A 12,184-nucleotide genomic window follows, 5' to 3' on the forward strand; every position below is an offset into this window, starting at 1 on the left:
TTGTAATTTACAGCAGAAAGTGTTTCCAATTTTATAATTGGATAACGCTTACAATCATGTTTAAAAAAATATTAACTTAATCCATGTTCTTTAATGGCAGCTTCGATGTTATCAAAGACTGGTGCACTCATCGCTGGAATACGGAACAAGATTGGTCCTGCTTCTACCACTGGAATACCAGGATCGAATCCCAAATCTGTCGCAGCAATTGGAGTAAAGATGTCATAACCTGAAATCAAGTCTTCGTTCACGTCTTTGACCATGACTGCGTCACAACGCACATCATAACCACGGTTTGACAACTCTTCTTCCAACGCATTCTTAATTTGGTGGCTAGAGTTAACACCTGCACCACAGGCAGCTAAAATTTTAATCATTTGGATGTCCTCCATTATAAATATTTACGAATGTTTTAGGAAATAGTTTCCGTAATGTATTGATAAAGCTTATCTTCACTATCTAATTTTGATAGAGCTTCGAGATTTCCATTGGATGTAAAGAAATCCATCAGCTGGGCCAAAATATTGGTTTGGCTTGAGCTCGTATTATTGATAATAAAGAATAAGAGTGAAACTTGAACTTCCTTATCTGGAGCAATCATATTATGGAAGGTTACGGGTTGATCCAAACGAACAACGACCACATTCTCAGTGAGATTATGGACAATATCTGTATGCGGGATCGCCACATTTGGTAAGTCTTTACCAAGAAATTCCATGTCTAATCCAGTCGGGAAAGACTTTTCACGCTCAATCAAAGCGGAACGATAGGTTGGTGTCACAATCTGTCGCTCTTCCAATAAGCTTGCTACCTGCTCAAAGAGATCTGTTTGATCCTTGGCATGTAGGCAAAACACAAGATCTTTGTTAAAGAGTTGATTTAATCCCATTGTTGCCACCTCCTTATCTAACTATTTATTTATAGCCTCAGTATATCACTATATTGATTGATTGTCAATCTTTTTTTGTCTAAATTTGTTCATTTTTGTTTATATAACATTCTAAAGCGCTTCCTAACCGTCATTTTCTAACATTATTAAAAAAGTAAAAAGAGAGTGGGACAGAAATCGGTAATTCGTTAGAATTCGATTTCGTCGTCCCACCTCCGCACAGTTGAGTAGGGCTGTAAAAGCTGATGAAATCAGCGTAGTAGAGCCCACTCAACCACTGCGTCTTGCTTGACAATCCAAAAATAATCGAGAGGCTAGGACTTTTGTCCCAGCCTCTTGATCTTAAATGATTTTCGTATACAAGGCGTATTTGTCTTTGATTTTCTTTGGAATGCTATTATCGGTAATAATGGCATTTAGATCTTCCACGCGATAGAAACTGTAGAAGGAATAACTATCAAACTTGCTGTTATCAGCTACCACATATTTCTCTATCGCATTGTTCAGAATAATGGCATTGCCATTTCCTTCTTCTTCATTAGCTGTGGAGACACTATGGCCATCGATTCCATTCACCCCGATGAAGGCCTTAGAAACCTTGATTTCTTTCAAGAGTTTATTGGCAAATTGACCGACAAAGGTTTGTGTCTTTACCCGGTAGCGACCACCAACTAAGATCAAGTCATAATTAGGAAAATCCTTGAGCTTTTCAAAAATAGGGAGGGAGTTGGTGACGATGCTAATTTCTTTTCCTTCCAAATAATCTCCGATAAAGTCTGTTGTTGTACCAGAGCCAATAAAGACGGTATCCCCATTTTCGATCAAGTCTGCACATTTTTTGGCAATGGTTCGTTTCTCATCAATATTGATCAGATTTTTTTCACTGTGAGAAGCTTCTAATAAACTATCTTTGACTTTTTTGTGGGCCCCACCATGTACGCGAACTAAAAGACCTTGTTTTTCAAGATCGATCAGATCGCGACGAATGGTCATGTCTGTCACCCCAAAAAGTTCCTTGAGCTCTTTGACCGATACCACACTTTTTCGATCCAGCTCCTGAAGAATTTCAACATGTCTGCTATCTTTCATGGTACTACTTCCATTCCTACTATATTTGTCTCTATTATACTACATTTTTCAAAAAACACAAATTCAAACATTATATTAACAGGAGTAAACATGATATTTTTAAATAAATAAAAGAAAAAAGCCTTCTGATAAATCAGAAAGCTTTCATTTTGCTATTTCTAGCTTCCTCACCTTTAGATCAGGCTCGGGACAAAAAGGTTTAGAAAACCTTTTTATTTTGCGATTGGGTAAACAGAAACTTGTTTTTTATCGCGACCTTTACGTTCGAAGCGTACTACGCCTTCAACTTTTGCGAACAAAGTATCGTCTCCACCACGTCCAACGTTCACACCTGGGTAGATGTGTGTACCGCGTTGACGGTAAAGGATAGATCCACCTGTTACAGTTTGTCCATCAGCTGCTTTAGCTCCAAGACGTTTTGCTTGTGAATCACGTCCGTTTGATGTAGAACCTCCACCTTTTTTGTGGGCGAAAAGTTGCAAGTTAGCAAGATTCAATTTCAACATAATTGTTTTCCTCCATGTTAGTTTTCTGTGATAACTCTTGTTTGGACGAACTCTGAAGAGTTCTCCGATAAGTTTGCCATCCCTAAGAAAAATGATTCAAAGAATAGTTGGGTCATTTCTCTTTGATGTGGTGGAATATCTGTCGGGATTGTGACCCGAAGGAAGCCACCTTCTTCTTCGTTTAATTCTAGATCCGGTTCGTAGCCTGCAAACTTCTCAACAGAGTTGACAAAGTTAATGGCTAGAGTCGAAACCGATGCACACACGACATCAAAGCCGTATTCACCGCTTCCAGCGTGCCCAGTGATTTCTGCACTCCTCAGCTCGCCATCTTCGGCTCGTTCAAAGACTGCTTGTATCATGTGTTCTCCTAAAAATTAAGCGTTGATAGCGTTGATGACAACTTTAGTGTAAGGTTGACGGTGACCTTGTTTACGGTGGCTACCTTTTTTAGGTTTGTACTTGTAAGTAACAACTTTCTTTTGTTTTCCTTGTTTTTCAACAGTTCCAACAACAGTAGCTCCTGAAACAAGTGGAGTTCCGACAACAGTGTTTTCACCACCAACAAGAACAACTTCGTTAAATGTAACTTCTTGACCAGCTTCAACGTTCAATTTTTCAACGTAGACTGCTTGACCAACTTCAACTTTAACTTGTTTTCCGCCAGTTTTAATGATTGCGTATGTGCTCATTATGCACCTCCTATGTATTTTTGGGTTTCCCCGTATTTTTGTGAAGACTCGCCTAGCATCGTGGGACGAACCACTTACTCTCATGAAAATGAGCAACGATGTTCGAGCGGTTGCACAGGCATGTGCATAGTCAACTCTCTTAGTATATCACTTCTATCAGACAATGACAAGTATTTTTGCGCTTTGAAAACGAATTTCTTTTATAAAATGGATGATTTTATATCTTTTATTTTAAGATTGCTTGTAAGACCGACTTCTTCTACTTATCTTTAAATTTAAAGTCATTGAAGCTCATTTTTGCTTTTGAAGAATCGTTCATGCTCTTCATTTTTTCTTCTTGTTCCTTGGTGATTTTGATAGGAATGGCTGCAGCCGTATTGGGTTTCAATACACCAGATTCGCTCACTTCATAGTCAACTGCGACATCTTTGAATAGTGGCTCCCCATCATATTCTAAATTCAGAACAAAGGATCCATCACGATCGATGGTTGTGGTGGTACGATTCACGATAAAGAACAAGGCGAAGCGATTTTCCTCATTTCCAAAGGTATAGCCTGGGAAAAAGACAAATAATTTTCCAGGTTCTCCAAGCGTTGGATGTTCCTTGATAAATTTCTCAGACGCTTCCAGGACTTCGTTGTCCTGGTCTTTATACTGGTCGGCTCTGACAAATGTGAGCGGTTCTTTTTTACTGCTGGTTGACTGGCTGGTCTTCTCTTCTTTTTTCGGACCAGTAAATGATACTTTGACGCAGCCTGTCAACAGAAGCAAACTTGTCATTAAAACGATAATTTTTTTCATCTTGTCTCCTTTAAGTTGGTTAGAAAAAGAGGCTGGATACTCCCAGTCTCTCCTATAGCAAATCCTCGATCAGGTCATCGACCTCATCTTTTTCTGCTTTTGGTGTGATCTCTGTTACGATGATGCCTGCTACCGCACGCTCAACCAAATCTTCCACATCCATCCGTTGCTCATACTGCTCCGCATTTTTGAGTTTTGGATTCGTCTTTGGACGGTCTGGCGCAAAGATGGTACAACAGTCTTCGAATGGCTGGATAGAAATTTCAAAGGTATCAATGGCTTGGGCAATATCGATGATTTCCAATTTGTCCATGGTCACTACCGGACGAATAACCGGCGTATTAGTCACTGCATTGATGGCCTGCATACTCTCTAAGGTTTGGCTAGCCACTTGTCCCAAGCTTTCACCATTGATAATCACCAAACCACCGCGAACCTCGCGAATGCGGTCTGTAATGCGCATCATAAAGCGACGAGTCAGGGTCATTAGGTAAGCTTCTGGCGCTTTAGCCTTGATTTCCTCTTGGATCTCTGTGAAGGGCACCTCGATAAATTGGATATTGCCGCCAAACTTAGTCAACTTCCGTGTTAAATCATGGGCTTTTTTAAGAGCTCCTGGGCTGGTATAAGGTGGGCTAGCAAAGTGGACCGCCTCGATATCCACTCCACGCTTCAAGGCTAGGTAACCAGCTACTGGAGAGTCGATCCCACCAGAAAGCATGAGCATGCCCTTGCCAGATGTACCAACAGGAAGGCCACCAGCTCCCTTAATGGTTTCATAAGAAATATAGGCTGCTTCTTCTCGAATTTCAACTTGCAAGTTGATATCTGGTTTTTTCATCTGAGCTTGGATGGTTGGGATCGCTTCAAAGACCGCACCTCCCAAGGTTTGGTTGAGCTCGCGACTATCGAGTTCAAAGGTATGGTCACTGCGTTTACTTGAGATTTTAAAGGTCAAGCCGTCCTTGTAAATCTCCTTCATAATCTCTTGCACAGCCGCTTTTAAGGCCGGAACAGATTTTTCAATCTTGTATACGGGTGAAAAATTTTGGATTCCAAAAACCTGCTTGAGGGATTCTGCTACTGGCTCATAATCCGTCCCGTGCAGATAAGCATGCGCTCGATCACGGTCGGCTGTCACTTTGACAGCTGGATAGATAGATAAAACATCTTGGATATTATTGCGAAGTTTATTGATAAAACGCATACGGTTCTTTCCTTTAGTAGAAAGCTCTCCATAGCGAATCATAATTTCTGAATAGGTTAAGGTCATGTTGATTTCCTTCTAAAATTAACGTACTTTTCGTGTTTGCTCGTAAATCAGTTTGAACTTGGTCAAGAATTGCTCGACTTGGCTCATGTCATTTTCAAGATCGAGGCTTAAGCGAACAGCTGTCTGTGCGATACTCTTGTCCACTCCCATGGCAATCAAGGTTCCAGCTGGCTTACCTGCTTTGGACGAACAGGCACTAGTGGTCGAGATGTAAATATCAAACTCTTCAAAGGCATGGACCACTACTTCTCCACGAACTCCCTTGATCCCGAAAGTCAAGATGTGAGGCGCAAAGTGATCCTCACCAGAAAAGATAGTGACATCTGGATAGTTGGACAATTCTTTGCGGATGACTTCTTTCATCTGCTGGGTCTTGCTGGCAAAAGCTTCTTGGTTTTCCATGGCTAAGCGTAGGGCTTTTGCTGTTGCTGCAATGCCTGCCACATTCTCAGTTGTCGAGCGCATTTCTTTTTCTTGACCACCTCCGGTTAAGAGAGGGGTGATCTTTTTGCCTTCTTTGATGTAGACAAAGCCGACTCCGCGAAGTCCATGGAATTTGTGACTAGAGAAGGTCGCAAAGTCCACGCGCTCTGGTAGATAAACTTCTGTTGCTACCTTTGCCAAAGCTTGAACAGCATCGACATGGAAACTAACCGTTGGGCGATCTTCCAAAAGAGCCGCAATTTCATGGATGGGCTGGATGGAGCCAATCTCATTGTTGACAGCCATGACAGAGACCAAGGTCGTATCTGGACGGAGAAGGCTAGCCAAGGCATCTACTTTGACAAAGCCACGCGCATCCACTGGAGCATAATCCACTTCGAATCCTTGCGTCTTTAACCAAGCAGCGGACTCCTTGATAGCGGGATGCTCGATGTCAGAGACAATGATATGCTTGCCATAAGGAGCTTTCTCAAAAGCGACACCCTTGAGGATCCAGTTGTCCCCTTCGGTCCCACCAGACGTGAAGTAAATTTCCTCAGCTTTCTTGCCAATTAACTCTGCAATCTGTTTCCGAGAAGCTTCTAAAATACGAGTCGCTTGACTACCTAGATTGTGCAAACTAGAAGGGTTCCCCCAAATCCGAGTGGCCACTTCTGTATAGGTCGCAAGGGCTTCTGGATAAGGTTTGGTCGTTGCTGAATTGTCAAAATAAATCATGTCCTACACATCCATCACTTTCTTTTTACGTAACTTCTATTTTATCATTTCTAACCGCTTGGGACAAGGATTTGATCACTAGACCTGGTGCAAAATCACTCCCTAAAATTCAGTTCTTTTTAGACATTTTTCAGAAAATGACTTATAATAGGAAAGTGTTAAAAAACAATTTTTGATAGAAAGAGAAAGAACATGTCACAATATTCAAGAAGCAATAAAAACCAAAAACCAGAAGATACTACAGATTCAAGACCTTCACGTGGTGAAAAAGTCAAACAAGGCCTATCCGTATTTCAAACGGTTGTAGCTACGATTGCCAGTCTCTTAGGGATTATCGTCACTTCCTTTACCATTATGAGCCTGCTCAATAAAGACAATCAAAAGACAGAAGATAAACCATCTAGTAGCACCAGCGTAGTCGTGGTCCACGATAAGGGATCTGACTCAAGCGCTACCAATACAGATGCTAATACCAATACGCAAACCGATTCAAGCAATACAGATGCTAGTTCACAAAAAGAAACCGATAGCTCATCTGCTACAGACACCAGTTCATCTGCTGCACAAGACCAAGGCTCCACAGCAACAGACAGTGGCGCAGATACAGCATCATCTGGATCCAACTAAAAAATCAGTAAGGGCAACCTTACTGATTTTTTTTGGATTTCGATTCCAGTTTTTTCTGATTTTTATAGAATGCATCTATTTCATTGTCATACTCCCATTTGAGCTTTGAGCGCTCTTCCTGGATTTGATCCAATTGTTCAAAGACGTCACGTCGAAATCGTTCACTATTTTCATCCATTTGGAAAAAATAAGTATGAACTTCTGCAGGTAACTCACCTTCTGCCATGCGATAGACTTCTTCTTTCAACTGGTCCGTTTGCTGTAGAAAATAAGAGAGATCTTCTTCAAGAGATTCCTCTTTTTTCTTTAACTGTTTCATTTTGCTATCAAATTCAAGTTCTAATTTATAAAGATCTTCCTTCATCTTCTGTCAATTCTCAATTTCTTAGCGGACTAGTAAGTTCTGGTTTGCTCACTTTAGACAAATAGTTTTTTGCCGCAGTTGCGGCTTGTCCTTCAAGACCATCCGTGATATTTTCACTGTAAGTCTTTTTAGCATAGTTTTCTAATTCCTCTGCTTTTGTTTTCAAGTTTCGTTGAAGAGGAGCATTTGTAAATTTTATAGTATTAACTGCCACTGCAACAGCCGCTTTTACTGCTAATCTCTGCTGTGCTTTCAGTACTTCCATCAGTTTTTCATTCATAAACGGTAAACTTATTGGCATCGTTTCCTCCTTCTTTTATGATAAGGATCCAAAAATATCAGCAGCGCCTTGTTCATCAACCTCTACAAGTTTCTGCGCACATTGAATCATACTCTTTGAGAAGCCACTTATTTTTTCTTTGTAGTTCTTTAAATTACTTTTATCGGTCTCCGCAATTCCGCTATCCCACAAATGTTCAAAAGTCAAGTCAGTCATTAAACTTTCTCTTTCACTTGCCGATAATGCCCATCCTAATGCATAAACAGTATTTCTAGATGATTCAACCGAAGCTTTTACATTTTTTTCCGCAGTCGTGATCATTTTCTCTGTTTCTGACACCTTCTGCTCAATATCTGCATCTGCCAATTGAACTGCTGCATATAACAATTCTGTTCGAAGTAAGATTCGCTCCGCATAGCTCCCAACACTTTTGATTTTGTTGTGCAAATTATTAGGATTCTTGAGGTCTAAATTTTTTCTATCCCATTCCAAAGAAGCTTTCTGAGCATCTTTTATAATTTTATCATATTCTTGTAAATATTCTGAAAGTCCTGAAGCAATTGAAGGTATATTAGAAATTATTTTCGTGGCATCAGTGATACCAATACCAAATCCGTCACGGAATATTAGATAAATTTCTGTCTTATGATTCAAAGGATCTTTTAATGCTTCATGTAACAATGAAGTAAGTTTTTGAAATACTTCTGGTTTCATTGTCACAATGCGTTCAATTGCTTCCTCAGGAATATAATTCTTCAGGTTATCTATAGTTCTTCTGTTCAGCTTAGCAAGTCTCTGACCTGCAACTAACAACTCTGGATGATAGGATTCCGATGCCGTTAGGATATTGCCATAACTGTCTATTTGATAGGCACCGAAATCATGAGAGGAATACTTGTTCATCATACTAGTATACTTAATTGGGACAACTACATTAACTTTACCAAGTTGTTAATCCCAAGGTCTATCCCGATTGAGCATGCTAACTGGATCAAAAGGGTTGACATAATAAACAATTTTTTCATCTAATAATTTCAGTTTTTCCGGGCTATATCCTGCCTTTATCAAGCTCAACGTTGTATCTGGACCATCAAAAAGAACAGCTTTTCCAACGTGATTCAATTCTGATTCAGATAATCCTGCCAAACCTTGTACGGAGACCATTGTTCCAAGCGAATGAGCCGTTACATCTATTTTAGCATCCGGGGCAGCTTTTTCTTCTAATTCAGTGATCTTTTCTTTCATCCCTTTTGTAGCATATTGTGCTTGGGGAACAATCGCATCCGTAAGTGCAAAAGCTGCATCATTATTGATCCAATCTTGATAGTTAAATTCCTTAAAATTACCTTTCTTAATTTGTGATAAATTAAAGCCAAAACCATCACTTCCACGAATAGCAAAATAAGTCTGGTGCGTATTCGCGTTGATCGTATCAGTATCTGTGACATAATAAGCGTGGTATCCAGTTTCTTCATCCTCTAACAACTTTTTATTATCCGGTTGAAGATAAACCTTGCCACCATTCGGTAGATCCGTACCCCCGCCATGAGTTACTTGACCTTCCGAATCTTTACCATCTGTAGAAAAATTAAATTCTACTGATTTACCAGAATTTAGTCTATTTTTCTTGGACTCATTTAATTGTTCATATGGAAATTTTTTGGGTCTATATCTGTAAGCTGATTCTGCTAATGAAGCATGTAGATTATCAAAACTTTTTAAATTCCAATTACTCAAATAATCTTCCCCCTATATCAATGTCGGATCCTATATACATCTCATCTAGATTCAATGTATTGTCATCATTAATTGGGATATCTACTCCCCAACCCGATTCTTCAATATTATTTATACGTCCATAAACACTCATATAATATTCAGGAGTTGTCAGTCCACCATCACCCCATTGTGTCTGATCCCAATCAATCTGAACGGATTCAACTTTTGAATTTTGTGCTTTGACTAAATCAATGATCTTCTGTTCGTGTTTTTTTAGGTAGTCCAGTTGTTTTTTCTTTATAGTTTCTTCATCTTCCTTTAGTTCTTTCGTAGATGAAGTAGCAATCGTTTTTCCTTGTTTTGTATCATCTTTATGTTTCACGGTACACCCTCCTATACTTAGTAGTACTACAATTGATGCAACTGTTATCATGATTTTTCGACTTTTCATGAGTCCTCCTATCATTATGCACAGATTATTCTCTAAAATTTCCACCTGTCATTTCTCTTAACAAACTCATTGTAATAGTCATTTGTCCAACTCATACTATTCATCTGCTAATTTCTATCCTAAGACTGGAAACTGGATAAATGTTATCTCAATTATTATAGCATTTATAGTTTGAAAATCAAGTCATCTCACTACATGGAGCTTTTTAAAACATGATTAAATGAATTCTTTACTTTTGATTATCAAAGTTTTAAATTAAAGAGTTATGACGTTGGTTACGATCTAGACTATTGGTCTATTGCGAACTCATAGCACGTTTTTCTCCTATCATTTTAAGTTCAATTACTCAAATAATCTCCCCCCTATTCTAATGTCGGATCCTATATACATCTCATCTAGATTCAATGTATTGTCATCATTAATTGGGATATCTACTCCCCAACCCGATTCTTCAATATTATTTATACGTCCATAAACACTCATATAATATTCAGGAGTTGTCAGTCCACCATCACCCCATTGTGTCTGATCCCAATCAATCTGAACGGATTCAACTTTTGAATTTTGTGCTTTGACTAAATCAATAACCTTCTGTTCGTGTTCTTTTAGGTAGTCCAGTTGTTCTTTTTTTATGTCTCCTTCTGTTTTTTGTACAACTTTCTTTGAAGATGAGGCCGTTATCTTCTGTTCGGGTCTTTTGGTCAGGGTCATGATTTTTCCTCCAAGAAAAACCAGTCCTAGTATCGGTAACAAAATGATCAAAAATAGTTCCATTTGTCTCTTCATTCAATTCTCTCCAATCTACACATCTATCAACTTATTTATTCAAAAATTCTTCCACCTATCCTTAAGTATTGGCCCAAAGATATCGTCTTTAAATTAATTTGTCCATCTTTCACGACCACATCAACTCGCCAACTGGATTCAGGATTTTGATTAAATCCCCCAAAAATGAGAATCATCTCGTCACCACCTTGTGGCGTCCCATTTCCGGCTACTCCCCACTCAGTTTCATCCCAATATATTTGAACGGATTCAACTTTCGAACTTTGGGCTTTCAAAAAAGCGACGATTTCTTGCTCGTGCTCTTTGAGATAAGCAAGTTGTTTTTTCATTATAGTTTCTTCATCTTCCTTTAGGCCTTTCGTTGATGAAGCAGCAATCGTTTTTCCTTGTTTTGTATCATCTTTATGTTTCACGATACATCCACCTATACATAGCAACACTGCAATTGTTACACCTATCGTCGTGATTTTTCGACTTTTCATAAGTCCTCATATCATTCTGTACAGATTTTTCTTTAAAATTTCACCTATCATTTCCTGAGCTATTATGGACTCATAGCTCAAATATTTTTGGAATCCTTTCCTCTTAATAGGTAGAATGATCTGTTGATTTTATCAAGGAAAATTCGAACCAGAAATTGAATCAATTGAAGTTGGATTCTCAACATTTGGTTTTGGTACAATAAAAAATGAATAGCCATTGAGTTCCTTATCATTAGCCCCATAGACCTTTAAACGAATGTCAAACCCTGATTCTGTAAAAGAACCGCTATCTCCTACTTTCACACTATCCCAGTCATACTTGACTCGAACAACTTCCGGATCATTCGACTTTATGTAGTTCGTAATTTCGGACTCGTATTTTTTTAAAAAGTCGACTTGCCTTTGTTTGAGCACTTCTGTATCTTCTTTGGTGGAGGAAGAAACATTCGTTTTTTCTTGCTTCATCTCTTCTTTAGATTTTACAGTGCAACCTGTGATGATGAGCAATGTGACACATAAAGCAAGTAAATTGAAAATCATTTTTTCTTGTCTCTTCATAAATCCTCCTTACAGGCTTTGAATCTTCCGGTTCTTACTCAATATAATCACCCTTAATACTAATATGATGGCCCATACTGAATGTCATCTTTTGATCAGAATCAAATACGACATCCACCCTCCATCCTGAATCTTCAAATTGATTGACGGTTCCAAAAATTTCTATGACCTCATCTCCACCTTGTGGGGTCCCATTTCCACCATCAATCCATTGCGTTTCATCCCAATAAATCTGAACAGATTCAACCTTTGAACTCTTTGATTTCACAAAATCGACGATTTCTTGCTCATGTTCCTTGAGAAAAGAGAGCTGTTTTTGTTTAATGACTCCTTTGTCTTTCTTTGTGGTTGAAGAGGTGACAGTCTGCGCTTGTCTGCTCTTTTCACGTTCTTGCTTCACACATCCTACTAGACATCCAAGTGTTGAAATGAAAGCAAGTGCGATCATCAGATTGTTTATTTGTTTTCTCATAATTTTATTTCGTTTAATAATGATTCCTCTATT

Annotated in this window: 19 protein-coding genes and 1 other annotated feature; of the genes, 1 reads left to right on the top strand and 18 read right to left on the bottom strand. The window is 38.9% G+C overall.

Features of this window, described 5'->3' with window-relative positions; translation table 11 throughout:
* Window positions 1-71: 71 nt before the first annotated feature.
* The 9 genes from TZ97_RS04665 to TZ97_RS04705 all read right to left on the bottom strand — a co-directional run bounded on the left by TZ97_RS04665 (window position 72) and on the right by TZ97_RS04705 (window position 6,412).
* Window positions 72-377 carry a PTS sugar transporter subunit IIB gene (locus TZ97_RS04665; RefSeq protein ID WP_003002828.1) on the bottom strand — a complete coding sequence of 102 codons (306 nt, stop codon included), beginning with the start codon at window positions 375-377 and terminating at the stop codon, window positions 72-74.
* A 35-nt stretch (window positions 378-412) separates the two neighbouring features.
* Window positions 413-889 (bottom strand): PTS sugar transporter subunit IIA, encoded by a 477-nt coding sequence (locus TZ97_RS04670; protein WP_023918370.1) that lies wholly within the window; start codon window positions 887-889, stop codon window positions 413-415.
* Between the two features lie 342 nt (window positions 890-1,231).
* Window positions 1,232-1,978: a DeoR/GlpR family DNA-binding transcription regulator gene (locus TZ97_RS04675; protein WP_045759560.1), complete on the bottom strand. Its 747-nt coding sequence runs from the start codon at window positions 1,976-1,978 to the stop codon at window positions 1,232-1,234.
* A 212-nt stretch (window positions 1,979-2,190) separates the two neighbouring features.
* Window positions 2,191-2,484 (bottom strand): 50S ribosomal protein L27, encoded by a 294-nt coding sequence (gene rpmA, locus TZ97_RS04680; RefSeq protein ID WP_003002805.1) that lies wholly within the window; start codon window positions 2,482-2,484, stop codon window positions 2,191-2,193.
* A gap of 17 nt (window positions 2,485-2,501) precedes the next feature.
* On the bottom strand, window positions 2,502-2,846 hold the full coding sequence (locus TZ97_RS04685) for a ribosomal-processing cysteine protease Prp (protein WP_003002581.1): 345 nt from the start codon (window positions 2,844-2,846) through the stop codon (window positions 2,502-2,504).
* 15 nt (window positions 2,847-2,861) lie between these two features.
* Window positions 2,862-3,176 (bottom strand): 50S ribosomal protein L21, encoded by a 315-nt coding sequence (gene rplU, locus TZ97_RS04690; protein ID WP_003007734.1) that lies wholly within the window; start codon window positions 3,174-3,176, stop codon window positions 2,862-2,864.
* Between the two features lie 34 nt (window positions 3,177-3,210).
* Window positions 3,211-3,298: a sequence feature (ribosomal protein L21 leader region), on the bottom strand.
* Window positions 3,299-3,435: 137 nt separating this feature from the next.
* Window positions 3,436-3,978 (bottom strand): membrane lipoprotein lipid attachment site-containing protein, encoded by a 543-nt coding sequence (locus TZ97_RS04695; protein WP_045759561.1) that lies wholly within the window; start codon window positions 3,976-3,978, stop codon window positions 3,436-3,438.
* 52 nt (window positions 3,979-4,030) lie between these two features.
* Window positions 4,031-5,251: a tRNA uracil 4-sulfurtransferase ThiI gene (gene thiI / locus TZ97_RS04700; RefSeq protein WP_045759562.1), complete on the bottom strand. Its 1,221-nt coding sequence runs from the start codon at window positions 5,249-5,251 to the stop codon at window positions 4,031-4,033.
* An 18-nt stretch (window positions 5,252-5,269) separates the two neighbouring features.
* On the bottom strand, window positions 5,270-6,412 hold the full coding sequence (locus TZ97_RS04705; protein WP_045759563.1) for a cysteine desulfurase family protein: 1,143 nt from the start codon (window positions 6,410-6,412) through the stop codon (window positions 5,270-5,272).
* Window positions 6,413-6,604: 192 nt separating this feature from the next.
* Between TZ97_RS04705 and TZ97_RS04710 the strand changes: the two genes are divergently transcribed.
* Window positions 6,605-7,039, top strand: coding sequence for a DUF6556 family protein (locus TZ97_RS04710; RefSeq protein WP_045759564.1), 435 nt, complete (start codon window positions 6,605-6,607; stop codon window positions 7,037-7,039).
* 19 nt (window positions 7,040-7,058) lie between these two features.
* On the opposite strand, the gene TZ97_RS04715 is transcribed toward TZ97_RS04710, so the two are convergent.
* The 9 genes from TZ97_RS04715 to TZ97_RS04750 all read right to left on the bottom strand — a co-directional run bounded on the left by TZ97_RS04715 (window position 7,059) and on the right by TZ97_RS04750 (window position 12,151).
* Window positions 7,059-7,358 carry a hypothetical protein gene (locus tag TZ97_RS04715; protein WP_235287890.1) on the bottom strand — a complete coding sequence of 100 codons (300 nt, stop codon included), beginning with the start codon at window positions 7,356-7,358 and terminating at the stop codon, window positions 7,059-7,061.
* 58 nt (window positions 7,359-7,416) lie between these two features.
* The gene (locus tag TZ97_RS04720; protein WP_080934842.1) at window positions 7,417-7,704 is read right to left on the bottom strand and encodes a hypothetical protein; all 288 of its coding nucleotides are present in this window, start codon (window positions 7,702-7,704) and stop codon (window positions 7,417-7,419) included.
* 15 nt (window positions 7,705-7,719) lie between these two features.
* Window positions 7,720-8,589 carry a hypothetical protein gene (locus TZ97_RS10900; RefSeq protein WP_235287892.1) on the bottom strand — a complete coding sequence of 290 codons (870 nt, stop codon included), beginning with the start codon at window positions 8,587-8,589 and terminating at the stop codon, window positions 7,720-7,722.
* A gap of 45 nt (window positions 8,590-8,634) precedes the next feature.
* Entirely contained in the window at window positions 8,635-9,420 is a 786-nt protein-coding gene (locus TZ97_RS10905; RefSeq protein ID WP_235287894.1) for a cutinase family protein, read from the bottom strand.
* Window positions 9,413-9,853: a hypothetical protein gene (locus TZ97_RS04730; protein ID WP_031573589.1), complete on the bottom strand. Its 441-nt coding sequence runs from the start codon at window positions 9,851-9,853 to the stop codon at window positions 9,413-9,415. The genes TZ97_RS10905 and TZ97_RS04730 overlap by 8 nt, the downstream gene beginning before the upstream one ends.
* 342 nt (window positions 9,854-10,195) lie before the next feature.
* Complete coding sequence (locus TZ97_RS04735; protein WP_031573586.1) at window positions 10,196-10,639, bottom strand: hypothetical protein; 444 nt, start codon at window positions 10,637-10,639, stop codon at window positions 10,196-10,198.
* Window positions 10,640-10,674: 35 nt separating this feature from the next.
* The gene (locus TZ97_RS04740; protein WP_031573584.1) at window positions 10,675-11,121 is read right to left on the bottom strand and encodes a hypothetical protein; all 447 of its coding nucleotides are present in this window, start codon (window positions 11,119-11,121) and stop codon (window positions 10,675-10,677) included.
* Window positions 11,122-11,253: 132 nt separating this feature from the next.
* On the bottom strand, window positions 11,254-11,679 hold the full coding sequence (locus TZ97_RS04745) for a hypothetical protein (protein WP_045759565.1): 426 nt from the start codon (window positions 11,677-11,679) through the stop codon (window positions 11,254-11,256).
* Between the two features lie 34 nt (window positions 11,680-11,713).
* Window positions 11,714-12,151, bottom strand: a complete 438-nt coding sequence (locus TZ97_RS04750; RefSeq protein ID WP_045759566.1) for a hypothetical protein — start codon at window positions 12,149-12,151, stop codon at window positions 11,714-11,716.
* Window positions 12,152-12,184 lie beyond the last annotated feature (33 nt).

This window comes from Streptococcus parasanguinis, assembly GCF_000963275.1.
In the GTDB taxonomy this organism is placed as follows: domain Bacteria; phylum Bacillota; class Bacilli; order Lactobacillales; family Streptococcaceae; genus Streptococcus; species Streptococcus parasanguinis_B.